Source organism: Leptolyngbya sp. FACHB-671 (genome assembly GCF_014695745.1).
Classification (GTDB): Bacteria; Cyanobacteriota; Cyanobacteriia; order Elainellales; family Elainellaceae; genus JAAUTN01.
Genome location: NZ_JACJOV010000165.1, coordinates 23,753 through 46,021, shown reverse-complemented (window position 1 = coordinate 46,021; position 22,269 = coordinate 23,753). Strand labels below are relative to the sequence as shown.

Genomic DNA, 22,269 nt, shown 5'->3' with positions numbered 1-22,269 from the left:
GGGCAGAGCTTGGGCTGCTTGCTTGACCCAGTTGATTACCGTGTTGTGACACACGCCTGTGACTCGTTCAATCGCACGAAAGCCCATGCCATTGAGATAGAGGTTCAAGCAGTGTGCCTTGACTTCCAAGGAATAACCCTGAGGGGTGTGAGTTTCACGAAATTGACGATTGCAACTGCGGCACAGATAGTTCTGGATACCCTTGCGTCGTCCGTTCTTGACGGTTTGGTTGGATTGACAGTGTGAACATTGCATCATACTTCTATTTTGCAACGCCTAGAGAGGGAGCGATCGCTATTTCTTTGTAGCGATAGCTTGATAACCTATGGTTATTACCGTTTTTGCAAAGTGAGTTCTATGGAGTTTCGCCAACTTAAATATTTCATTGCAGTTGCTGAAGAGTTACACTGCGGACGGGCAGCCGAATCCCTACACTTAAGTCAGCCTGCACTGAGCAAACAAATTCAGGCATTGGAAGACAGCCTAGAAATCCAACTGTTGGAAAGGACAAAACACTGGGTTAAATTAACAGCGGCTGGACAAAAATTTCTAGAAACTGCCCGTCGGATTTTGCGCGACGTAGAGGAAGGCGTCCAAGTGACACGGCAGGTTGCCGACGGACAAATCGGTAAAGTGAGAATTGGCTTAACGGAAGCAACTCTGTTTTGTTTAGGGACAAGTATTCTAAAGCGTTGTCGACAATACCCGCAAGTTGATTTGATCCTCGTTAGCGGTGGAACCGAAGCACATGTTGAGTCTCTCCGCACCCACCAAATTGACATTGGATTTGTCTATCTCCCCATTCGTGAACCTGCTCTCCAGGTAGATTTGCTCTACGAGGAAAATTACGTTGCGGCGTTGCCTACCGCTCATCGACTAGCTAAACAAAAGCAAATTCCACTTCAGGCTTTGGCTGACGAACCACTCATTTTTTACCCGCGATCGCTTGCTCCTGTCCTCTATGCCAATTTCATCAAATCTTGTGAGCAAGCTGGATTTGTCCCCAATGTTGTACAAGAAGCCGAACTCGCTCAAACTCGACTGGGGTTAGCAGCGGCTGGAGCAGGAATTACATTTGTGCTGGAAGATATGCAAAATCTCACTGCAAAAGGTATAGTCTATCGACCGCTAACTGGTGATTTCCCAAGATTAAAATTGGCGATCGCACGACGACAGACAGAAACTTCTCCGGTTGTGCTTGAGTTTCTTAAAGTTCTCAAAACTATAGCCTTATCAACCCGGAAATAGATGTTGCCGAAAAAATTGTGACAGTTTTTCCCAGGAATCTTCTGCGGCTGCACGATTATAGGAAGACCGCTCATGACAGAAAAATCCGTGATCTGCTTCAGGATAAATTCTTAATGTGTATTCTTTGCCAATCTCTTGAAAACAAGACCCAATTTGTTGAATCCGTTCAAGTGGAATGAAGGGATCGATTCCTCCAAAAAACAGATATATTGGCGCTGTGATATTGGGTATTGCGTCAATCCACTCGTCTAGCACCATGCCATAAAAAGGAGCAGCAGCAGCAATTGCCCCTGAAAACTCACAGGCAGTAAAAAAAGTGAGTCCACCACCCAAACAGAACCCAGTTACCCCAATCCGGTCTGGATAAACCTGAGAGCAGAATTTAAGATAACTCAATGCTGCCCTGATATCTTCCTCCACTGGCTGACCAAAATCGAGGTTCCACATCATTGCCATTGCTTGCTCAACTTCGTCATATCCAAACTTGTTGAGGCAACTCACGATAGTATAAATCTGGCGTGAGTACCACATAGCCTTCGTTAGCAAGCCGAATCGCAATCTCTCGAATGTGTGAAGTGAGTCCAAATGATTCCATCAGCAGGAGAATAGCTGGATGGCGATCGCCTTCCGCTGGCTTCGCTAAAAATGCAGGCATTTGTCCGTCAGGTGTGGGAACCGTTACCTCTATTTGTTCAATCTGCATCTTTCTTCTCCATGAGAGTTTTGCTGTTGATAGCTTAAAAAGCCGTCTGTGCAGAACTCTAAAAAAAAGTTGCGGAGTTTTTGAATATTATTGCGATCGCCCCTGCCATTGCTTAGGAGTCATGCCAAGGGCACGTCTAAAGCATCGTGTGAAGTGGCTCTGATCGGAAAAACCGAGCCGAATTGCAATTTGGGCGATGCTAAGTTCACTATGTTGCAATAAAGATTTGGCTCTCTCAATCCGAAGCTGCAAAGTGTATTGATGGGGTGTGAGCGTTGTGCTTTGCTTAAACAGTCGCAGAAAGTGATAAGGACTGAGTTGGGCGATCGCTGCCATCTCACTCAGCTTCAGGTCTTGATGTAACTGTTCGTTGATGTAATCTGTTACCTGCCGCAGCTTTGCTTGGGATAGGCTACCAGAATTGTTAGAAAGGTTAGGTTTTGTGGTGCAATAGTGTCGCAACAGGTGAATTGCTAGTGTAGTTTTGAGACTATCCATCAATAAATGGCTACCTATACCCCCTATTTCTGCTTCTGCTTTTAAGGTATAAATAATACTTTGAATTAAAGCATCCGGCCCAGTTGCAAAACGTGGAGTTAATTCAATCTGATCCGGGTTAACCCAGTCCTGACCGACCTGTTGAAGTAGTGTAGGCTCCATCGCCAGAACAACGAATTGCACTGGAGTGTCCCAACTACAGCGATGGGCAGTTCCCGCTGGAATAATCGCAATGTCACCTACATGGCGGGGTTGTTGCTGACGTTTGCCATCCAACCATCTTGATCCCGCTCCGGTTAGTTCATTTTCACGTTCAGCCGAGTATAAATATTACCAGGGGCTACCAATCAGGGTAAATGCTGACCAGTAGTAGGGAGCAGATAAATCGAGGTTTTGAAACTGCTCCAGGTCTTCGGGCAAATGTAGTACTCCTGCTGAGGTGAAAATTTGTCCATCCTCAATTCTCACGTCTCCTCTTAGCATGGCAATTTGTGTTCTTCGTAGGGCTTCTGTTTTGGTCGTGACTTCTGAGTTCGCCAACTGCCAGTAAAACTCTCGCATCAATGCCAAGGTACCCAGATCGCTCACCTGCCACAGGCTTGCAACGGAAGACTTCACCCCTGCCTGAAACGCCAGTCCGGCAAATCCCAGCTCTGCCTGGCGATCGCCCAAGGCAGTCTGGCAAGCACTTAACACCAGTAGCTCAACGGGCAACTCACTCCAGTCTAACTGGCGCAGTTGATCTAAAGTGAGTTTATCATTTTGCCAAAGTTGAATGTATGAGTTTTCTGGTGTTCCGGGTCGAAACTGAGCATGAGTCGCCAGGTGAACGATGCCAAATTCCCCTGATTCAAGCTGCTCAGCCAGATTGCTCAACGTAAACTCTTGGTTCAAAAACACTTCACTTTGCCAGATATCTTGTGTGATAGTGGAAAGCTCTAAAGGAACAGCATGAAGTGTAGGCATTGCCTGAAACTCAGAGGCACCCATTGCCAGTACTTTCTCGTTCCTAAAGTTGCTGTGCTGCTGGTTGATCAGGTTGAAAGCTGGCACCAGTCCAAGATTGTATTTCTCTACTAAAAACTGTTGTCCATCATGGAGGGCTGCGAAGGGAAGCGATCGCAAAATTGCCCCACCACATAAAATTAGAGTATCAATATTTTGGGCTTGAAGCTGCGGTTCCAGAGGCGCAATCAGCCAATCATAAAGCTGTTTTGCAGAAGTTAAGTCCCTTCTTGCACCAGTTGGTCGAGAGACTGCTGTCTTAAATTCATTTGCCACTTCTAACAATTCTTGCTGTCCAGCTTCTGGCACTGTTACCCGCACGGATGGTGTTTCAGGAATGACTAATAACAGCTCTAACTCTTCAGGCTGGGGGAAGGCATAGATCAACGCGAAGTTTTTGTCCGTCTCACTGTTAAGTCGTCCTAACGTTGCTGAAATTTGCTCGGCTGTTAGAGGAGTACCAACAAGCTGATTGCCGAAATAAGTTTCGTACTGTCCGCGCCAAAGCTGCTCAACTTCTGCAATGCGATCGCCCGCTTCTGTAGAGTAAGCGGGTCGAGATTGACTGCTAATCCCAACGATTAAGATAAAGCCGAGTATAAACAGACATATTCTGCGGATGGAGACTTTCATGGTGCAGCGTGAAGTGGCGATCGATATTTACATCCACAGTAGATCACTCCTTCCCCTTGATCTGCATGAAAAAGTAGGAGAAAGTCAGGAGCTATAGAAAAGGTTACAAATAGAAGGGCAAACCGCGACGCGGCTTGCCCTTCTATTTGTAACCTTAATCTCTTGAAATGGAGCTGAGAGGGTTAAACGTTATCTGTGCTTGCCCATCCATTTTGCAGCAACCGCCCCCAGCGCAGCCCCAACAACGGGGTTACTGAGAAACTTAACGATTGCAGGTTGGTCTGCCAGAACCTCATGGAAAATATCCGGGTGGCTGTGGTAGGAAAACGCGATAAGACGACTCACATCATCAGCCGACATCTTGCTGGCGTGGTGAGTTGAGAGTCCTAACTGACGCTCTAGATCGCGGTCGTGCAAACCACGCTCTTTAAAGTGCTTAAGCAAGTCGCGTGCCACATCATCCCGCTCGTTTGGCTTGATCTGAGCGATCGCCTTTTGCAGTTCAGGTTCCATTTGGCTAGACGGAACCCGTTCCGAATTAAATGAACGGCTAAACAGTTGCCGTCGCTCATCCCGGGAAGAGCGCTGAGCAAAATCGTCAAAGCTTTGATAATTATCGGCAACTTTTTCGGAGTCACTGTCTAAGGGCTCTACATTGCCCTTCGCCAAATCATTCATGATCTGACGCTTATATTCATTGCTACTTGTCATGCAAATGACCTCTTTTTCAAAACCTGTTTGAACAATTCCTGAAGGATTGCCCTCTCAAATGGGTTGACCTAATGATCAACCCCTTAAACTACTGATACTCAATCTGATGAGATTGGTTATCGTACTTTGCAGTCAAGATCAACTGCTTGTCGGGGGCATACATCAAGACCGTCAAATTGCGATTGGGGAAGTTATTGTGGAACCCCTGCGCGAGCGATCGCGCTAAAGTACGAACTTCGTTGGGACGAACATCGGGCGAAATTACTGCGCCTAGCTTGTCGTTATCCCGCACATAGGCATCCCGGATCAAACCTTGACTGGTTTGGATTACCCAATCCCCAAAGCTCTGACCGGAGGTCGTATTGCCCCGCTCAAGCTGAGAATATGCCACGTTTGGCTGGGTAGCAGATGGGCTTTGGCGGGCTTGAGTTGCTGTTCCGCAGGCTGTCGTAAAAGTAAGTACTAGAGCGAGCACCAAAGCTGTAAAGACTTTCCGACCATGTTGAAGAAAGCTCATCAACATCTCCTATTAAAAACTGACTTCAATGTTGTTGTATGAAATTGCGTAAGAAGCTCAGATGATAGATTCAGAACTTAATTGGGTAGGCAGAGCACCTACCCAACGTCCTAAAGGCTAAGCTTCAAACTGATTAAATTCGCGTTTAGTCAATATTGCGCTTAACAGCGTCTTTTACATCTTCCACAGAGTGGCGAGCTTCGGATTCGGTTTGCTTTGCTTTACCTTCAGCTTGATCTTTGGGGTCGCCACTGATGTTTCCCATTGCTTCTTGGGCTTTACCCTCAATGTTTTTGCCAGTTGCTTTTGCTCTATCTTCTAAACTCATAACATTTCCTCGCTTTTTGTTATTTTGCCTGTGAAGTCAAGAACGCCTGCAATTAAATGCCTGGACATCTGAAACTTCTAGCTTGGTCAAGGCAACTTTATTTACCTTGTTACTTACTAACTTATCGGACGCGCTTCGTTTAACCCTCTACCCCAGGCCATAATTCAAAGTTTTAAGTCCTTCAAGAAATTTATTAGATTCAAGTATTTCTAAAGAGCTAATTAAATAGATGGACTTAATTAAAAGTAGTTCATATTAAAAATAGTAGAACCCAGATTGGCAAAGAGCTTTGCACTTCAACCCAATTCACCAAGCCCTTCACATATTGCAAGCTTTTTGTTAAAGAAGGATAAGGTGAAAATCAAAAACTAAAAGCTTTTATCTCACAGAAAATTTTGTTTCTCACAAAAAGAAGTTTGAAGAGACTAATAGGTTCCCCTCCTACGTGTAGAGGCATCCTAGCAGAGCAAGAATTATTGATTAATTAAACTGTTATCTCATTAGTTGTAGAGCTGCCGTTTTGAGCAGCAGGCTGGTTTCAAAATGAATTTAACTGAATGCAAATCTACAGATTTGTATAAAAATATTTCTTTCCTGAGAGCGATGAGGGCTCAGCATGAAACTCCTACCCTCTTTAATGAGGAACGGTTGGTAGTGTCTTAAACCCCGATAAAAACAATGTTTTCTACAAAAAAAGGGCAGATCGCTCTCATTTCTGTTCACGGCGATCCTGCTGTGAAGATTGGAAAAGAGGAAGCTGGTGGACAAAATGTCTACGTTAAACAAGTTGGAGAAGCATTAGCTAAACAGGGTTGGCAGGTAGACATGTTTACCCGTCGAGCTGAGCCAACCCAGGAAGCAATTGTTGAGCATAGCCCTGGCTGTCGCACAATTCGCCTGACGGCTGGGCCACAGAAATTTGTGGGACGTAATAAGTTATTTGATTATTTACCAGAGTTTGTAGAAGCGTTTTTGAGTTTTCAGCAGCAGGAGGGCATCGTTTATCCGCTGGTTCACACAAACTATTGGCTCTCTTCCTGGGTCGGAATGGAATTAAGGAAGCGGCAACCTATTAAACAGATTCACACTTACCACTCTCTAGGAGCGGTAAAGTATCAGGCTTCCACGACAGTTCCTTTAATTGCCAGCACTCGTTTATCCATTGAGAAAACTTGTCTAGAAACGGTGGATTGCGTGGTGGCAACCAGCCCTCAGGAGCGAGACCACATGCGATCGCTTGTTTCTACTAAAGGCAACATCGACATCATTCCCTGTGGAACAGACATTCGTCGCTTTGGTGCAGTCGATCGCCAAACTGCTCGACAACAGTTAGGCATTTCACCCGAAACTAAAGTAGTGCTTTATGTCGGACGCTTTGATCCGCGCAAAGGCATTGAAACCCTGGTAAGAGCGGTCAATTATCCTGAAGTCCGGCAGCACTCTGACTTTAAACTCATGATTGCAGGTGGCAGTCGCCCCGGACAAAGCGATGGAGATGAGCGGGAACGGATTGAGGGAATTGTGAATGAGTTGGAGTTGGGCGATCGCACTGAGTTTGTCGGTCGCCTTGACCATACTCAACTCCCCACCTACTATGCCGCCGCAGATGTCTGTGTGGTGCCCAGTCACTATGAACCATTTGGTTTAGTGGCGATCGAGGCAATGGCAAGCGGCACGCCCGTTGTTGCGAGTGATGTGGGTGGGCTACAGTTTACCGTTGTACCAGAGGAAACAGGATTGCTGGCTCCTGCTCAGGATGAAGCTGCGTTTGCAGCGGCGATCGGTCGCATTTTGGCTGACCCAACCTGGCGCGATCAGTTAAGCAAAGCCAGTCGGCAGCGGGTTGAGGCGCGCTTTAGCTGGGATGGAGTCGCCAGTCAGTTGAGTGAGCTTTATCTCTCTCATCTCAGCCAGCTTCACAATGAGTTCTTCTCAGCCAGCGTGAGCTAGAAAGCGTAGACAAACTGTAGGGGCACGGCAATGCCGTACCCCTACGAAAATCATTTGTCAAATATGAAAGGCGCAAATTCGTATCAAGCATCCTTTTATATGCAACAGTGACCTCAGCACCTCATGAATGCTACACAAGAGTGGACAACACCCATTGGATTATGTTTATCTAATCCTTTGAGTAGTATTCATGTTCTGATTCTGAAGTCGTACTCGTGCCAGACCTGCCTCTTCCTGACCTGACCTCATCGGCTCGCGCCCAATCTGCTCGTGCCAGACAGCCCCAGTCACAGGCGATTCGGGCGCTGCGGCGATGGCCCATTCCTCAGCAGCGATGGCAGATTGCAGCACAGCAGGCAGAGCAGGCGGCAAGGCTAGCTCAGATGACGCAACTCTCGCCCCTGCTGGCACAGGTTTTAATCAACCGGGGAATTAAGACAGCAGAGGCGGCTCAGACGTTTCTCAACCCGGAGGCCCAACTGTTGCCTTCACCGATTGAGGAGTTTCCCGACCTGACGATCGCCCTGGAACTGCTGATGTGGGCGATCGCCACCCAACAAAGAATCGCGATCTGTGGCGACTATGACGCAGATGGCATGACCAGTACAGCACTGTTGATGCGATCGCTCAAATTCCTCGGTGCCGACATAGACTATGCCATTCCCAGCCGAATGCAGGAAGGCTACGGCATCAACCAGCGCATCGTCGAGGAATTTCACGAGGAAGGAGTGAAGCTCGTTCTCACCGTAGACAACGGCATCGCTGCCTATGAGCCGATCGCTAGAGCCAGAGAACTGGGGCTAATCGTCATCGTTACCGACCACCACGACATTCCAGAACAACTGCCGCCCGCCAACGCTATTCTCAACCCCAAGCTGATCCACGAAGAGTCGCCCTATCGAGGCGTTGCAGGTGTGGGTGTGGCTTATATTTTGGCAGTTTGTCTAGCGCAATGCTTGAAAAAAACGCAGGACTTGACCACGCCACTGATTGAGCTTTTCACCCTGGGCACGATTGCTGACCTAGCTCCGCTAACGGGAGTGAATCGCCGCTGGGTGAAGCGAGGGCTAAAGCTATTGCCCAAATCTAAACTGACGGGCATCCGGGCGCTAATCCAAGTAGCAGGGCTGAGTAATGAGAAGGCACTGAAACCAGAAGCGATCGGGTTTCGGCTGGGACCCCGGATCAACGCGGTCGGGCGTATTTCTGATCCCCAGATGGTGATTGAGTTGCTGACTACGGACGATGAGGGGCGATCGCTCGAACTAGCGATGGCGTGTGAGCAGGTCAACCAACTGCGTCAACAGCTATGTGAACAAATTGAGCAGGAGGCGATCGCCTGGTGTGAGCAAAGCCAGTTTGAGCCGCAGCGCGATCGCGTACTGGTAGTTGTGCAACCTGACTGGCATCACGGCGTAATCGGCATCGTCGCATCACGGCTAGTTGAGCGCTATGGAGTGCCCGTCTTCATTGGCACCTATGAGGATGACGAGCGAGAAAAGATCCGGGGATCAGCCCGCAGTATTCCCGAGTTTCATGTGTTTGAGGCGCTTCAGTTTTGTGGGAATGTGCTGGAAAGGTTCGGTGGACATCGGGCAGCGGGTGGCTTTTCCATGAAGGCAGCGAACCTGGACGAGTGGCGATCGCGCCTGCAACTTTATGCCAGCCATCAGCTTCAGCCCGAACATCTAAAACCGCTAGTCTCTGTTGACGTACAGGCTGACCTGAGCCAGTTAAACCTGAGTCTGTATGAGCAAATTGACGCACTTCACCCGTGCGGCATTGAAAACCCTGACCCGATCTTCTGGACACCCAACTTGCGCGTGGTCGATCAGCAGACAATCGGGCGAGAGCAAGCGCACCTAAAGCTAACGGTTACTCAGGACGGACAAACTCAGGGAAAGAAGATGAAGGCGATCGCCTGGCGCTGGGGCGAATATTACCCACTGCCAGAGCGACTTGATGCCGCTTACCGACTGCGCCTAAATGAGTGGAATGGCGAAAAAAACGTTGAGCTAGAACTGGTTGGAATCAGGCTGCCTGAGGGTTCTGACTTGCCCCCAGTGCTGCCCCATAGAACAGAGGGAAATGGGACAGGGGGAAGTGGAAATGTAGGAAATGGAAATGGGGCGACCTCAGCAGTTTCTCCCGCCCAGGCACTTTCCAGGAAGCTAACCGAAGCTTTTTCTCGAAAGCAACAGCCCCATTCCAACAACCCCGAATCTCTAATTCGCTACACGATTGAGTCTCACATTCACAGGGAAGCTCAATACACGATTGAGCCGCTTGACCCAGCAGTTCCGTCAGGTTTTTTTCAACCTGCAAATGAAAATTCTACCGATTTAGACAGTGAGGCAGACTCAGAGTCGGATGAAGCAGATTCAGCTTTACCCAATCAGGTTGAGTTTTACTACAGCAAGCGCAAATATAGCTGCATCATTTCTCGCACTAGTGACTTCAAAGAGTTAAGAATCAAAAACTCCGAAGGTCAAGTATTAGCCGTTCAGCCCCGTCAAAGAATTGGATTATTAGGCAAAAGACGAGAGGAAGCAAAAGAAGTAGACGTTTCTTTACCGCACTATTTCAACTTAATTAGAGCCGCTTTAAGCGCATTAGAACTATCCGAAAAAAGCCAGTTAATTCAAGGAAAAGATCAGCTTTTGATTGAAAAGAATCGGCAAATCGAAACACTCCATCAGCAGGTCGAATTGCTCAACCAGGAACTTAGCCAGCTTTCCAGCGAGCAGCAGCACCAGTTTCAAACGTTGCAAGCCGACTTGCAGGCAAGGGAAGCAGCAATTCAAGCACACGAATCTCACATTGCTCGCTTGCAAACGGAACTGAGCCACTCCACACAGCTTGACCTGGAACACATTCGCCGTCAGGTTAAATCAAAAGTAGGAGAACTGATCTGGTCTTCTCTCGATCAGCGCAGCCAAAAAGATCTCTACTTTGCGTATAAGAATCACGAAATTATTCGCTCAGAAGGCTTCACTGCACAAATTGCCGATTACTCAGAAGCAGGATTGCGCTTAGGCTTTGCTGTGGAGCGAGAAATCATTCATCCCTTCTTCAAATCTCTACACCAGTTTCTCTTAACTAATGGTGGCTCAGATGAAATTGGTGGTGTGGTATTGGGTAATCGCAAAAAATACACATTGGGTATGTTACCCCCTCTAATTGCCGCTCAGTGGTACTCCTTTCGAGACGATGCACTAAAGCGCAGTAGTGAGTCTGAAGATGATGACTTGTACTGTATGGTGTCCTTTGGTAAACAAGTGAGTCAAAGCGATCGCCAAAAACTAACAACCTTTCTCACCCGCTGGAAACATCCTTTAGCAGAATGGTTCAATGCCGGGGCGATCGCTGCTGCATCTGCCATTGACCAGATCAACAAGTTGAGAAACATTGCTGCTCACGCTGAAAGCTCTCTCTATCAGTGGCAGTTTGAAATCTTGGACGCACTGGTGATCGGCAGCGAAACCAAGAACGGAATTTTTAGAGAAATCTATTCCAAAAACCAGAAGTAGTCGGCGATCGCCACTCCTTCTGCCGAGTCCTCATTCACCAGATCTTCGGGTGGGTGAAGTAGGAGCGATCGCTGGCTAAACTCCGCCCCTGCAAGCCGACGCGCCACCCGATCTGGAATCCCATAGCCGTAAACAATGTGTCCTCGCCCCGCCAACACTACCACCTGATGGTCTGGATTTTCTGCCACAAAGTCGGCAACTCCCTCCGCCATCGTCTCATCCCAAAGCACCTGCGCCAAAAAGAAGTTGTCAAAGCTGCCACCATTGCCGTGCCCATGATGAACGCCTGCAAAAACCTCCTGGAGCATTTGCCGATACTGATCATTGTCCGTCCGAATCTCTGACTCAGGCGGAATCCACTGGCGATCGCTTTCCAACAATCCACCCAAACCTTTGTCTGCAACACGACGCGTAATTTCGGTAGGCGTATTCAAAGCAATCACCGGCAACCCGTTAGCCCGAGCAAATTCCAGAATTGGCTCATAGTACCCCCAGGAGAACCCCCACCGCTGATCAAACTCACTCTGCTGCCGCAACTCCTCTGCTGAAATTTCTCCCGCTAGATACTGATTCAGCACCAATTGATAAGGACGCTGAAACATTTCCAGAGCGATCGCCATTCGCGGATTCTGCTCATGCAGCGATTGAATAATCTGCAACTGTGCTTCATGGTCTGCCGCACTATCATGCGTTTCCCCTAGATACACCACGTCTGCCTGAGACAGATCTTGCAAAACCGCCTGCACATCACAAGGCTGTGCCGCCGAAACAGTTTCCTCAGATACAAGCTGCGGACTCAAAACCCGCTGAGCATTAGCAGGCACCGCCAGAAACAGCAGCAGTCCCAAAGACCAGACGCAAACAGCAGTTTGTACAGATTGTTCAGTTCTCATGCTCACCATTATGACGAAACTTAGGCAACGGTACTAGATAACCTTCCTCAGATTACCTGTCATTAAGATAAACCCAGTCACACAAACGTTGTGGCTTGAGTAACGAACGTTGTGATGCCTGCAACTTTGATGTTGCTCTATGACAGCAAAGGAAACCATAGACGACTTAAAAGAATGCGCGATCGCACTAAAGGGTCGTCGAAGCAATGGAATGTTTGTGGCGATCGCACTAAAGGTCTGTCTCAGCAAACAAAAGGATTAGCTGCTGACAATAAAGGAGTGCCTCATGACAACAAAGGAGTGTCAGCAAACAGGAAAGGTTGAGCCTGACACAACAAAGCTGTGAAGAGACAACACAGCAAAATCGATCGCAAAATTAAAGAAATCAGCATGTGATGACGTTGGAGCAGAAGAATCCAACAGACTATCTGCTGCGATATCAACATTAAGCTGCTGCTGAAATAACCTGATGGGGAGAAGGGGCGATCGCTGCTAAAACTGAAGACAGGAGTATTTCGTACGCTTTCGACGCGGCGGCTATTGCTTTGAAATCGCTGCTTGAAAATCTTACGATCCTCGGAAGATGGCTTTGCTTTACGTTACCGATAGAAATGAAGCTGCAATAAAACGACACAGAAATTGGTGATTGGGTCGCTGAATTTGAAGAATCTGAACGCTGCGATCGTTCCATCCCCCTACGACGATAATGTGGGTGAAAATTCAAGCAAAACGACGTGAGCGATTAGCCACTGGCGATTGTCAGAGATCTAGGAGGGGATGTGGGCGGACAGAAGCGAATTGGTATTTTAACTAGCGGTGGCGACTGTGCTGGATTAAATGCAGTCATTCGAGCAGTGGTGCATCGAGCAATTTCGGCATACGACTGGGAGGTGGTAGGTATTTGCAAAGCCACACAGGGATTGATGCAGCGCCCGCTAGATGTGGTGATGCTAGACATTCCCCAGGTGGATTCGCTGCTGATGGTAGGAGGGACGGTGCTGGGCACTACCAATAAGGGCGACCCGTTTGCTTTTCCCACGTCAGAGGGAACGGTGTGCGATCGATCCGCCGAAATTGTCGAGGGCTATCACGAACTGAGACTGGATGCCATGATTGGCATTGGTGGAGACGGCAGCATGGCGATTTTGCGGCGATTGGCGCAACAGGGCGGCTGGAATTTGGTTGGTATTCCCAAAACTATTGACAATGACCTGGGAATCACAGAGCGCTCGATTGGCTTTGATACAGCGGTGAATATTGCCACAGAAGCGCTCGATCGGCTGCACTTTACCGCAACCAGCCACTCGCGAGTGATGATTCTGGAGGTGATGGGGCGCGATGCTGGACATATTGCAATGAGTGCTGGAATCGCAGGCGGCGCGGATGTGATTCTCATCCCAGAGATTCCCTACAGTATCGAAAGAATTTGCGAAAAGATCCGACAGCGGCAGGTGCGGGGACAAAACTTTTGCCTGATCGTCGTGGCAGAGTCGGTGAAAACAGAGACAGGTGAGCCGGTAACTAAACTAGAGTGCCTGGGGCAAAAGCGATATGGTGGCATTGGGCAATACCTTGCCGATCGCATTTCGGCGGGCAGCAATGCCGAAACCCGCGTAACGGTGCTGGGACATGTACAGCGGGGTGGGGTGCCGTCGCCACTCGATCGTCTGATTGCTGCTGCCTTTGGCGTGGCGGCAGTGGATTTGATCGCCGAGGGCAAATTCGATCACATCGTCACCTGGCAAAATCGTCAGGTGGTCAGCGTGCCCATTCTAGAAGCCATCAGCCAGTACGGCACAGTTGATCCCGACGGTACACTGGCGAAGACGGCACGAGGACTAGGAATCTGCCTGGGATCGTGAGAAAAAAGTGTTGGAGTAACGGACTGGCAGGTCTTGGTTTCGGGGTTTCTTCTTCGGTTGAACCGTTATTACTTCTGCTGGTTGATATCGCCTCAATGGAAACGACGGGAACCAGACAGAAGCGTCATGATTGACCGCTTGCTGTTAGAGAAAACTTCTCTGGCAGGCATTGCTCGTGTGCTTACGTTGTCACAATCGGGGTTGCAACAGTATGTCAAAGACGGCTATGACAAGGTGCTCCGAAGTGTGCAGGTGACTGCCAAACCCAAAGCATCGTTACTGCTTTGCCTTCTCACTAAAAATTAAATAAGCGACACCCGCCAGCAGCATGGCTGCCAGTCAATAGTTGTGGGTGACAGGCACTTTCATACAGCCAACGCTAAACCCAGCGAAGACCAACATCGTAATCACTTTCTGCAATACCTTGAGCTGGGCAGACTAAAATACTGCACGCTAATACAATTTTTTGGCATCTGAAAGCAGTATTCAAAAAAGGTGATCGCCCAACTTGCAGTGCGATCGCCATCTCGTACGATGCATCATGACGCACCTTTGATGATGTGCAGCCATAACTAGAATAATTGTCGAACATTCAAACACTATGAGTTGTTGCATTGGCTGTCAGCAATACACTCGCATAAGGGAGGAGCGATCGCATTAGATAAACTTCCTAGCGTACTTGCCATGAAGATAAACCCAGTCGCATGAATGTTGTGATTTCTGTAACTTTGATGTTGCTCTATGACAGAAAAGGGAACATAGACCACATTAAAGATTGTGCGATCGCACTGAAGGTTCGTTGAAGCAAAACAATGTTTGGAGCGATCGCACTAAGGGTTTGCGTCAGCAAACAAAAGGACTCACTCGTCAAAACAAAGGTGCGAATAAACAACACGACGGAATCAACCGCAAAATTAAAGGATCAGCATGTGATTACTTTGAAACAGAAAAATCCAACAGGCTATCTACTGCAATATCAACTGTTAGACTACTGTTGGACTAACCTGATAGGGAGAAGGGGCAATCGCACTAGGAGGATTTAGACAAATCTACAAAACCTCGCTGTAGATTCACTCGGATTGAGGGAGATAGACAGCAGCCTTACTGTAGATCCAAAGATCCAATTAAAGTCGATTAGAGCTACAGCAATGAATTCGTTGATCATGAATTCATTGATCCAACTGAACTTGAATGGATCAGCAGCAAAGCTCTGTACAATAAATTGCTAGGCCTCAAGTTGTCAAGAGGGACGATGTGTTCAGAGTATCTGTTGGTGTCAGATTCTAAATTTTTGTTTTATTGCGATGAAACGGCGATTCAAGGTTGTCTGTTAAAATTCAGCATCAACTTAGACAATGTTCATTTCGTAAAGTCCAAGTGTCATGAACACGACATTGCTATTCATCGAACTGCTGATTACGGGTCTACAGGGTAGCACCTGGGTCTTTTTGCTAGTTCTAAGTATTTCAGGATATGGTTGGTTACAGACTCAACAGCTACAAGACCTTGGTGATTGGTCTGCTTTGCTCACAGTGTTCGTACTTTCCTTTGCTTATGCAATTGGCATAATTATTGATAGACTTGCAGACACTATTTTTAATAATTGGAGTAAACAAATTGGTAAGCAGATACTTCCAGATATAGCTCGTCCTTCTATCAGAAGATTTGCATTAGGTAAGGAAAATGAGTATTTAAACAATCAGTTTGAGTACACACGCTCAAGAATAAGAATTGTCAGAGCTTCATCTCTCAATTTTGCTCTCATCGCCATGTTCGCGACTATATTTATCTGGATACAACTTCAATTTTTCAGCATTGGGCAGAAATTGATATATACACTAATTATTTTAGTAGGGGGAGGCTTACTTTCAGGTTTCTCTATATATGCTTGGCTTAAACTAACCCAAACTTACTACCGCTTGATACAGTCAAACTACAGGGAGTTAAGCTGAGGTTTATGCTCTGAGCAGAGGGCTAACATCCCTTTGCACGCCGACTATATCAAGGTTATGGTTGTGCCAAAAAGTTACTAGCGGCGGGTGAACGGGAACATTAAGCGGCTTTCCATTTATGAACGACCATACTCGCCAGTTAAATGGCAGGTTACGCGCTCTCAAGGTGCAGCCCCCTCCTGAACCTTGGGAGCGTGTATCCACTCATGCCGTTAATGGACTCACAGAGGTTGGGTACGCTGAAGGCTCGGACTGGCTGCTTGTGGTTTCTTCTCAAGGTAGAGGTCTGTTCGACTGCCTGAGCGGTGAGCGAACGGATAGGGATTATGCCGAGCCTGCCAGCGCCGTTGATTGGTATGATGATGTCCGCTTAGTAGCCTACGGCATCGGTGCTATCGAGAGGCAACTCGTGCGTTTGTCCGGGCTACATGGCGGCGGGCTACCGCGCTGCACGTCTGACAGATAGAGCTTAGAGTTGGTCGCACCGGATTGGCCGATTACCGGCGTTGTCCTTTCGCCTCCGCATCAATCGGTGTACATTGAGTCTCATTCAGCGGGGTGCGTTAAGGTGGCGGAGGACTACGAGATTCGGGCGTACGGGTTTTCTGACACGGGGCGTAGTTTCGCCGTGGCTATGAATCACACCCTAGAAATCTACGCCCGACCAGACGTTAGCCAGCTTAAGTTTCGAATTGAGACGTAATTGCAAAGTTACTTGTCGACATTTAGCAACAAGAAAGATATGAAAAAAGATATGTCAGTTTCAATGAGCCAGGGTAACCGTTATGTCCTAATTTCTGCTTTGCCGTTTGTAGTAGTGCTGTTTGCAATCTATATTTATAGGTGGGGATGGCAGCATTTTCTCGTTGGAATTAGTGACCTCTCTAGGCATCCTATTCTTTGCCTTATGGGTTATTTTGCAGGGCTTATCGTACATGAATTGATTCACGGATTGACTTGGAGGTTTTTGGGAAATAAGCCTTCAAGTGCAATCAAGTATGGTGTCAACTGGAAAGCACTCATGCTATACGCCCATTGTAAAGAGCCGATGGACGTAGGAGCTTATAAGCTAGGAGTAGCTATGCCGGGAGTACTCTTAGGTCTATTACCTGCATTTTTGGGAATATTGACAAGTAATAGTTTGTTCCTGTCCTTTGGCTTATTTTTTACGCTGGTAGCGGGTGGAGATGTTTTAATATTATGGCTATTAAGAAAAGTAGAAGCTGGGATGCTTGTTGAAGACCATCCAACGCGAATTGGCTGTTATGTTATTAATCCAAATGACCAATAGTAGTTCATATAAGCTAATAAATCGCTAAACCGGAACAGTGCGATCGCTATCTTGTAGGGTGCGTCATGACGCACCTTTAATTATGTGTAGTCATAACCAGGATAATTGTTGAATATTCAAACATGATGAACTAGTGCGTTTGCTTATCCGCAATGCACCCTACCCTAATTTGAATCTCGATTGTCTACCCAACCACCTGAACAGGCGTGTTATACAGGAAGTCCCTGCCTAATAGTAAGTAGCTTGCTGAATTGGCTATGGGACAATCACAGCAAGCTCAGTTGTCAGCATTCAAAGACAGAGTCCTTCCAGGATATGTAGGAGCGAGCGCATAATTCAATGCAACATACGATTAAAGGGTGGTTGTTTGAAGATATTCTTCTAGAGTTTTATCGCTATGCTCCGTGTCCTCCAGAGTGGTTGCCGGAACACTGTCACGACGAATACCAGTTTTGCTTGAGTCTTGACTGTCCTGGCGAGTATTACTATCGAGGCACTCACTATTGGGTGCCTACCAATAGTCTTAGCGTGATCCATCCAGGAGAAATGCACACAGGGCGTGACATCGAAGATCGTCAGACTGCTGCTACATTTCGAATGTTGTACATCAGCTCTAATGCTGCCACGTCGATCGCTTCAGACGTGGCAGAAAAGGAAATAAACACCCCCTTTTTCGCAGAGCCCATTATTCTGAATGTCGAGCTTGCACAGCACTATTTAGAGTTTCATAAAGCGACACAAGGGCTGACTTCAAGATTAGAACAGGATTCGTTGCTGCAATCGTTGATAGCGCAATTAGTTGTCAATCATACTAATGCTGCAGTGGAGTTAAGACCGACCGGCAGCGAACGGAAAGCTACCCAGCGAGTGCGCGAATATCTACAAAACCAGTATGGGGAAAATGTCACCCTCAATCGTTTAGCAGAAATTGCAGGTTTAAGTTCGTATTACCTCAGTCGCGTGTTTAAGGCTGAGGTTGGTATCTCTCTAAAACAATATCAGTCTCAAATTCGGATCAACCGTGCCAAGATTCTGATTTCCCAAGGAATTTCACTTCAGCAAGTTGCGACCGATACAGGGTTTGTCGATCAGAGCCACCTGACCCACCACTTTAAGCGTTTCGTTCAAACCACACCAGGGCAATATCGTTTACAAGATCGCAAAAATCTACAAGACAGGTCTGATTAGATTGAGTATCCTGCGAAAGGGAAAGTTTAGAAAAGCTTGGATATCTTGTAAAAATGGCAAACCAGTTTGTGAATTCTGATATTAATGCAGGCGATCGCCACCCAAAATCCACAGAAGGACTGACTCGCCGACAGATAGTAATCGGTGGTGCTGCCATTGCTGGGTGACAACAGCAGTGGTGAGCGGAAAAGCTCAGGCAAACACACAAACCCCACCTGAACCTGCATCAGCTACCAACCCTAACGGTAGGTTTGCAGGCAAGGTTGTGTTAATTACGGGAGCTACATCAGGAATCGGTGAAGGAACTGCCTATGCCTTTGCTAAAGAAGGTGCCAAAGTCTTCTTTTGTGGTCGGCGTGAGAATCTAGGAACCCAGGTTGAAACCCGCATCAGGGAGTTTGGTGGTGAGGCAACCTACATGCGGGCTGACGTGAGACGTGAGGAAGAAGTTAAAGCCTTTGTTGATAGCTGTGTCCAAACCTACGACCGTTTGGATATTGCATTTAATAACGCAGGCATTGTGAATCCAGAACTCGTTAGGTTGCATGAACAGTCAACCGCAGATTTCTTAGATACGCTGAATACAAATGCGGTTGGGGTATTCTACTCACTCAAATACGAAATTCCTTACATGCTGGAGCAGGGCGGCGGATGTATTATTAACACCGCTTCAGTTTCAGGTCACAAAGGGTTCACAGAAATTGGTCCTTACAGCGTGAGCAAACATGCTTTGCTGGGACTCACAAAAGTAGCAGCCTTAGAATATGCCAGAGACAACATTCGGATCACCTCCATTTCTCCTGGAGGCGTAGATACACCAATGTTGCGCTTTGCAAGAGAACAGCGTGGTATCTCGTTTGAAGAAGGATCAAGAGCAATTCCAATTGGACGCACTAATACGGTAGAAGAAATGTCCCGGGCAGTAATGTTTTTAGCATCTGATGACGCAACTGCATTTCACGGCTCACTGGTTGATGTGACGGGTGGATTCTTAGATTAGTGCGATCGCCTTCCTGCAAGAATATTGCTATCAGCAGTAACGCTTATATTTCTTTAGAGAGTCTCCATAAGTATTAACAGTTGTTACGATTTTGAAGTCGGTGAGTAACGAGCAGCACATGTTCAACCAGGCTTCAACGTCACAATCTCTACTGAGCAATCATCACGTTGATTTGAATGATTGCAGAATTTCCTATACACAAGGTGGGTTAAAGTCGAATTCAACACCCATCGTGTTTTTGCACGGTTGGGGAATCTCCGCTGAGCCTTATCACGAAATTCTACAACTGCTGGCGCAGCAACACGCCGTGATAGCTCCTGACCTGCCTAGTTTTGCCCGCTCATCCTATTCAAAGCTTATTCCAGATTATGACAGCTACGCTCAATTGCTGCTTTCGTTTCTTGACGCCCTAAATCTTCAACAAGTGCATTTAGTAGGACACTCACTTGGAGGAGGAATTTCAATTACTTTATCTACTCTTATTCCCAATCGGGTAAAAAGTTTGGTTCTTGTGGATAGCACAGGTGTTCCCTCTGTATCTATCCTAGAAATCATACCGCGTAGAGCTTTTGAAATGACCGCTCAGTTCCTTCTGCCAAAGCTAGAATTGAAACTGTTTGACATTCCTCAAGTCTTTTCACACAATCTTCTGTTCAATACAGGCAACGTAATTCAAGCATTACTCCTTTCATTACACGGAGATCTCAAACATCTGTTGCCGAAAGTTCAAGCGCCTTGTCTGTTGTTGTGGTCGGAGAAAGACTTAACTACACCACTTGATGGAGCCCGAGAGATGGCTGCAACGATTCCAGATGCCAGCCTCACTGTTGTAGAAGAAGGTTTTCATGAATGGGGACTCTGGTATCCTGAAAAATTTACATCGATTGTGCTTGATTTTATTCATCAGGTTGAGCATAAAGAGGCGATCGCAACTAGCCCTATGTGAAAATTCTCAGCCAACATAGGTTGTGTTACAGCAGTGTAGGAGAGACCCCTTAACTAGAATCTTTCTACATCTGGAAACTGCCCCTGCGCCTGTACTCTTGCCGCTTCGCCACAGGTGCGAGGAGTGGGGAAGATTTTCTCAGGGTTTGCCAGTCCTTGCGGGTTGAATACTTGACGTACCCACTGCATTGTTTCTAGATCGGTCGCGCTGAACATATTCGGCATATAGCACCGCTTGTCGGCTCCAATACCGTGTTCTCCAGAGATGCTGCCGCCGACTTCTACACAAAGTTTAAGAATATCGCCGCCCAATTCTTCTACCGTTTCTAGCTGACCGGGGATTGAGTTGTTGTAAAGAATTAGCGGATGTAGATTGCCGTCGCCCGCATGAAACACGTTTGCCACCTTGTAACCATGTTTCTCGCTCAACTCCTCAATTCGCTTGAGCACATACTGCAATTTGGTGCGCGGAATTACGCCATCCTGAACGTAATAATCAGGGCTGATTTTACCCATCGCAGCGAAAGCGGCTTTGCGCCCTTTCCACAGCGTTAGGCGTTCTGCTGGGTCAGTGGCAGTGCGAATGCTGCGAGCTCCGTTGTGGCGGCAGATAGCTTCGACTCGTTCACTGTTTGCAGCGACTTCTACCTCTAACCCATCTATTTCGATTAACAGAATCGCTTCGGCATCGCGGGGATAGCAGTTTGTGGCGACGACATCTTCTACCGCGTTGATGCTGAAGTTGTCCATCATCTCCATCCCAGCGGGAATAATTCCGGCGCTGATGATGTCCGAAACGGCTTGTCCAGCAGCTTCAACACTGGTGAAGTCTGCTAGCAAGACGTGAATGGCTTCGGGTGCTTTGAGAATTCTCAGGGTAATTTCGGTGGCGATGCCTAGTGTGCCTTCGGAGCCAACGAATAGTCCTGTCAGGTCATACCCCGGCATTTCAGGAATTTTGCTGCCCGTATCGATGATGGAGCCGTCAGGCAGGACAACTTTGAGTCCCAGTACATGGTTGGTCGTAACGCCATATTTGAGGCAGTGAACGCCACCAGAATTTTCAGCAACGTTGCCGCCAATCGAGCAGACAATTTGGCTGGAGGGATCGGGGGCGTAGTAAAAGCCGGAGCCGCTAACTGCCTGCGTCACCCAGTTGTTGATCACACCGGGTTGAACGACAACGCGCTGGTTTTCCAGGTCGATGTCGAGAATTTGGCGCATCAGGGCGGTGACGATGAGGACGCAGTTTTCGATGGGCAGAGCACCACCTGATAGTCCTGTGCCAGCACCTCGCGCAATGAAGGGAACGTTGTACTGAGTGCAAATTTTTACGGCGGCGGCGACTTGCTCGGTGGTGCGAGGCAGGACGACCACGGCAGGGCGCTGGCGATAGCTGGTTAGCCCGTCACATTCGTAGACCAGCAGTTCTTCACGCTTCTGAATTACGCCGCTTTTACCGATCGCCTGCTCAAAGGCTTTAATGATCGGTCGCCAATCTTGGGACGTGACTTGAGTAACCATGACCTACACCTCTAGAGGATCTGACAGCTTTTCAGGTCCCTATTCAGATTGTAGGCTTACATTTGCGCCTAATTCATATCGTTTAACGCGATCGCCCCATCGCAGCGATACCAATTCCAGCCCAAATGCCGCCTAACAGCATCCAGGTGCCGTCAAACCCGACATTGATTCGATGAGTGTTTTCTCGATGCGCTGCGACAAACAATTCTTCCTGAGTAGCTGATTGACGAACCAGCCGATCGAACTGCTGGTTTGCTTCCGTCAAAGCTATAAAATCGTTAACGCCCCACCAAGCCCCCAGACCAAAGCTGGCAACTCCAGGAACGACCAGAAGCAACAGCAAGTTTCGGACATTCACGCGATCGCTTTCCATTGAAAAAGCCCCCGGACGTCTTGCCATGTTTCGACTCCAGGGGCTTCGTCATTCAGTTCACTCCTCACAGTTACTAATATAGAACCCTGCTACGGGGAGAATGGCGATCGCGTGACAC

Annotated in this window: 24 protein-coding genes and 1 pseudogene; 12 read left to right on the top strand and 13 right to left on the bottom strand. The window is 47.6% G+C overall.

Annotation, left to right across the window (positions count from 1 at the left end; translation table 11 throughout):
- Positions 1-255 (bottom strand): IS1/IS1595 family N-terminal zinc-binding domain-containing protein (locus H6F93_RS31920; protein WP_524537875.1); only part of this gene is annotated, 255 nt, incomplete at its 3' end.
- Between the two features lie 102 nt (positions 256-357).
- Here H6F93_RS31920 and H6F93_RS31915 point away from each other — a divergent pair.
- Positions 358-1,248 (top strand): LysR family transcriptional regulator, encoded by an 891-nt coding sequence (locus H6F93_RS31915; protein WP_190690000.1) that lies wholly within the window; start codon positions 358-360, stop codon positions 1,246-1,248.
- On the opposite strand, the gene H6F93_RS35540 is transcribed toward H6F93_RS31915, so the two are convergent.
- The 7 genes from H6F93_RS35540 to H6F93_RS31885 all read right to left on the bottom strand — a co-directional run bounded on the left by H6F93_RS35540 (position 1,234) and on the right by H6F93_RS31885 (position 5,643).
- Positions 1,234-1,749, bottom strand: coding sequence for a dienelactone hydrolase family protein (locus H6F93_RS35540; protein ID WP_199314276.1), 516 nt, complete (start codon positions 1,747-1,749; stop codon positions 1,234-1,236). The two genes, H6F93_RS31915 and H6F93_RS35540, sit on opposite strands and share 15 nt — an antisense overlap.
- A complete protein-coding gene (locus H6F93_RS36020; RefSeq protein ID WP_199314274.1) occupies positions 1,721-1,951 on the bottom strand; it encodes a dienelactone hydrolase family protein in 231 nt (76 codons plus the stop codon). Before H6F93_RS36020 ends, H6F93_RS35540 begins: the two co-directional genes overlap by 29 nt.
- 87 nt (positions 1,952-2,038) lie before the next feature.
- The gene (locus H6F93_RS31905; RefSeq protein ID WP_190689998.1) at positions 2,039-2,725 is read right to left on the bottom strand and encodes a helix-turn-helix domain-containing protein; all 687 of its coding nucleotides are present in this window, start codon (positions 2,723-2,725) and stop codon (positions 2,039-2,041) included.
- Positions 2,726-2,779: 54 nt separating this feature from the next.
- On the bottom strand, positions 2,780-4,087 hold the full coding sequence (locus H6F93_RS31900) for a CHAT domain-containing protein (RefSeq protein ID WP_190689995.1): 1,308 nt from the start codon (positions 4,085-4,087) through the stop codon (positions 2,780-2,782).
- 189 nt (positions 4,088-4,276) lie between these two features.
- Positions 4,277-4,798, bottom strand: a complete 522-nt coding sequence (locus tag H6F93_RS31895; protein WP_190643866.1) for a hypothetical protein — start codon at positions 4,796-4,798, stop codon at positions 4,277-4,279.
- 88 nt (positions 4,799-4,886) lie between these two features.
- Positions 4,887-5,315 carry a hypothetical protein gene (locus tag H6F93_RS31890; protein ID WP_190689992.1) on the bottom strand — a complete coding sequence of 143 codons (429 nt, stop codon included), beginning with the start codon at positions 5,313-5,315 and terminating at the stop codon, positions 4,887-4,889.
- A gap of 145 nt (positions 5,316-5,460) precedes the next feature.
- Complete coding sequence (locus tag H6F93_RS31885) at positions 5,461-5,643, bottom strand: CsbD family protein (RefSeq protein WP_190643864.1); 183 nt, start codon at positions 5,641-5,643, stop codon at positions 5,461-5,463.
- A 678-nt stretch (positions 5,644-6,321) separates the two neighbouring features.
- Here H6F93_RS31885 and H6F93_RS31880 point away from each other — a divergent pair.
- The gene (locus H6F93_RS31880) at positions 6,322-7,593 is read left to right on the top strand and encodes a glycosyltransferase family 4 protein (protein ID WP_190689989.1); all 1,272 of its coding nucleotides are present in this window, start codon (positions 6,322-6,324) and stop codon (positions 7,591-7,593) included.
- A gap of 215 nt (positions 7,594-7,808) precedes the next feature.
- Entirely contained in the window at positions 7,809-11,123 is a 3,315-nt protein-coding gene (gene recJ / locus H6F93_RS36015; protein WP_524538051.1) for a single-stranded-DNA-specific exonuclease RecJ, read from the top strand.
- Here the strand turns inward: recJ and H6F93_RS31870 are convergent.
- A complete protein-coding gene (locus H6F93_RS31870; protein ID WP_190689986.1) occupies positions 11,102-12,016 on the bottom strand; it encodes a ChaN family lipoprotein in 915 nt (304 codons plus the stop codon). The two genes, recJ and H6F93_RS31870, sit on opposite strands and share 22 nt — an antisense overlap.
- A gap of 111 nt (positions 12,017-12,127) precedes the next feature.
- Between H6F93_RS31870 and H6F93_RS31865 the strand changes: the two genes are divergently transcribed.
- From H6F93_RS31865 to H6F93_RS31855, 3 genes are all read left to right on the top strand, one after another.
- Positions 12,128-12,340, top strand: coding sequence for a hypothetical protein (locus H6F93_RS31865; protein ID WP_206755798.1), 213 nt, complete (start codon positions 12,128-12,130; stop codon positions 12,338-12,340).
- A gap of 455 nt (positions 12,341-12,795) precedes the next feature.
- Positions 12,796-13,878 carry an ATP-dependent 6-phosphofructokinase gene (locus H6F93_RS31860; RefSeq protein WP_190643858.1) on the top strand — a complete coding sequence of 361 codons (1,083 nt, stop codon included), beginning with the start codon at positions 12,796-12,798 and terminating at the stop codon, positions 13,876-13,878.
- A gap of 126 nt (positions 13,879-14,004) precedes the next feature.
- Positions 14,005-14,184, top strand: coding sequence for a hypothetical protein (locus H6F93_RS31855; RefSeq protein ID WP_190689980.1), 180 nt, complete (start codon positions 14,005-14,007; stop codon positions 14,182-14,184).
- A 33-nt stretch (positions 14,185-14,217) separates the two neighbouring features.
- Here H6F93_RS31855 and H6F93_RS36010 read toward each other — a convergent pair.
- Both H6F93_RS36010 and H6F93_RS33715 read right to left on the bottom strand, forming a co-directional pair.
- Positions 14,218-14,378 (bottom strand): annotated as a pseudogene (locus H6F93_RS36010) (DMT family protein).
- 239 nt (positions 14,379-14,617) lie between these two features.
- Entirely contained in the window at positions 14,618-14,773 is a 156-nt protein-coding gene (locus tag H6F93_RS33715; RefSeq protein ID WP_206755797.1) for a hypothetical protein, read from the bottom strand.
- Positions 14,774-15,260: 487 nt separating this feature from the next.
- On the opposite strand from H6F93_RS33715, the gene H6F93_RS31845 reads away from it, so the two are divergent.
- From H6F93_RS31845 to H6F93_RS31820, 6 genes are all read left to right on the top strand, one after another.
- A complete protein-coding gene (locus H6F93_RS31845; protein WP_190689977.1) occupies positions 15,261-15,830 on the top strand; it encodes a hypothetical protein in 570 nt (189 codons plus the stop codon).
- A gap of 118 nt (positions 15,831-15,948) precedes the next feature.
- The gene (locus tag H6F93_RS31840; RefSeq protein ID WP_190689974.1) at positions 15,949-16,296 is read left to right on the top strand and encodes a hypothetical protein; all 348 of its coding nucleotides are present in this window, start codon (positions 15,949-15,951) and stop codon (positions 16,294-16,296) included.
- Between the two features lie 276 nt (positions 16,297-16,572).
- Complete coding sequence (locus H6F93_RS31835) at positions 16,573-17,121, top strand: DUF3267 domain-containing protein (RefSeq protein ID WP_190689971.1); 549 nt, start codon at positions 16,573-16,575, stop codon at positions 17,119-17,121.
- A 339-nt stretch (positions 17,122-17,460) separates the two neighbouring features.
- On the top strand, positions 17,461-18,309 hold the full coding sequence (locus tag H6F93_RS31830) for an AraC family transcriptional regulator (RefSeq protein WP_190689968.1): 849 nt from the start codon (positions 17,461-17,463) through the stop codon (positions 18,307-18,309).
- Positions 18,310-18,487: 178 nt separating this feature from the next.
- Positions 18,488-19,309, top strand: coding sequence for an SDR family oxidoreductase (locus tag H6F93_RS31825; protein ID WP_190689965.1), 822 nt, complete (start codon positions 18,488-18,490; stop codon positions 19,307-19,309).
- Positions 19,310-19,427: 118 nt separating this feature from the next.
- Positions 19,428-20,255, top strand: a complete 828-nt coding sequence (locus H6F93_RS31820) for an alpha/beta fold hydrolase (RefSeq protein WP_190689962.1) — start codon at positions 19,428-19,430, stop codon at positions 20,253-20,255.
- Positions 20,256-20,308: 53 nt separating this feature from the next.
- Here the strand turns inward: H6F93_RS31820 and glcD are convergent, their stop codons facing one another.
- Together glcD and H6F93_RS31810 are read right to left on the bottom strand one after the other, a co-directional pair.
- A complete protein-coding gene (gene glcD / locus H6F93_RS31815) occupies positions 20,309-21,778 on the bottom strand; it encodes a glycolate oxidase subunit GlcD (RefSeq protein ID WP_190689959.1) in 1,470 nt (489 codons plus the stop codon).
- A gap of 82 nt (positions 21,779-21,860) precedes the next feature.
- A complete protein-coding gene (locus H6F93_RS31810) occupies positions 21,861-22,178 on the bottom strand; it encodes a hypothetical protein (protein WP_190689956.1) in 318 nt (105 codons plus the stop codon).
- Positions 22,179-22,269: the final 91 nt, after the last annotated feature.

Bases quoted from the DNA above. Each gene is read 5' to 3' on its own strand.
- H6F93_RS31915 (WP_190690000.1), top strand. From the start codon at position 358: ATGGAGTTTCGCCAACTTAAATATTTCATTGCAGTTGCTGAAGAGTTA.
- H6F93_RS36020 (WP_199314274.1), bottom strand. From the start codon at position 1,951: ATGCAGATTGAACAAATAGAGGTAACGGTTCCCACACCTGACGGACAA.
- H6F93_RS31900 (WP_190689995.1), bottom strand. From the start codon at position 4,087: ATGAAAGTCTCCATCCGCAGAATATGTCTGTTTATACTCGGCTTTATC.
- H6F93_RS31895 (WP_190643866.1), bottom strand. From the start codon at position 4,798: ATGACAAGTAGCAATGAATATAAGCGTCAGATCATGAATGATTTGGCG.
- H6F93_RS31890 (WP_190689992.1), bottom strand. From the start codon at position 5,315: ATGAGCTTTCTTCAACATGGTCGGAAAGTCTTTACAGCTTTGGTGCTC.
- H6F93_RS31885 (WP_190643864.1), bottom strand. From the start codon at position 5,643: ATGAGTTTAGAAGATAGAGCAAAAGCAACTGGCAAAAACATTGAGGGT.
- H6F93_RS31880 (WP_190689989.1), top strand. From the start codon at position 6,322: ATGTTTTCTACAAAAAAAGGGCAGATCGCTCTCATTTCTGTTCACGGC.
- H6F93_RS31870 (WP_190689986.1), bottom strand. From the start codon at position 12,016: ATGAGAACTGAACAATCTGTACAAACTGCTGTTTGCGTCTGGTCTTTG.
- H6F93_RS31855 (WP_190689980.1), top strand. From the start codon at position 14,005: ATGATTGACCGCTTGCTGTTAGAGAAAACTTCTCTGGCAGGCATTGCT.
- H6F93_RS31845 (WP_190689977.1), top strand. From the start codon at position 15,261: ATGAACACGACATTGCTATTCATCGAACTGCTGATTACGGGTCTACAG.
- H6F93_RS31840 (WP_190689974.1), top strand. From the start codon at position 15,949: ATGAACGACCATACTCGCCAGTTAAATGGCAGGTTACGCGCTCTCAAG.
- H6F93_RS31835 (WP_190689971.1), top strand. From the start codon at position 16,573: ATGAAAAAAGATATGTCAGTTTCAATGAGCCAGGGTAACCGTTATGTC.
- H6F93_RS31830 (WP_190689968.1), top strand. From the start codon at position 17,461: ATGCAACATACGATTAAAGGGTGGTTGTTTGAAGATATTCTTCTAGAG.
- H6F93_RS31820 (WP_190689962.1), top strand. From the start codon at position 19,428: ATGTTCAACCAGGCTTCAACGTCACAATCTCTACTGAGCAATCATCAC.
- glcD (WP_190689959.1), bottom strand. From the start codon at position 21,778: ATGGTTACTCAAGTCACGTCCCAAGATTGGCGACCGATCATTAAAGCC.
- H6F93_RS31810 (WP_190689956.1), bottom strand. From the start codon at position 22,178: ATGGCAAGACGTCCGGGGGCTTTTTCAATGGAAAGCGATCGCGTGAAT.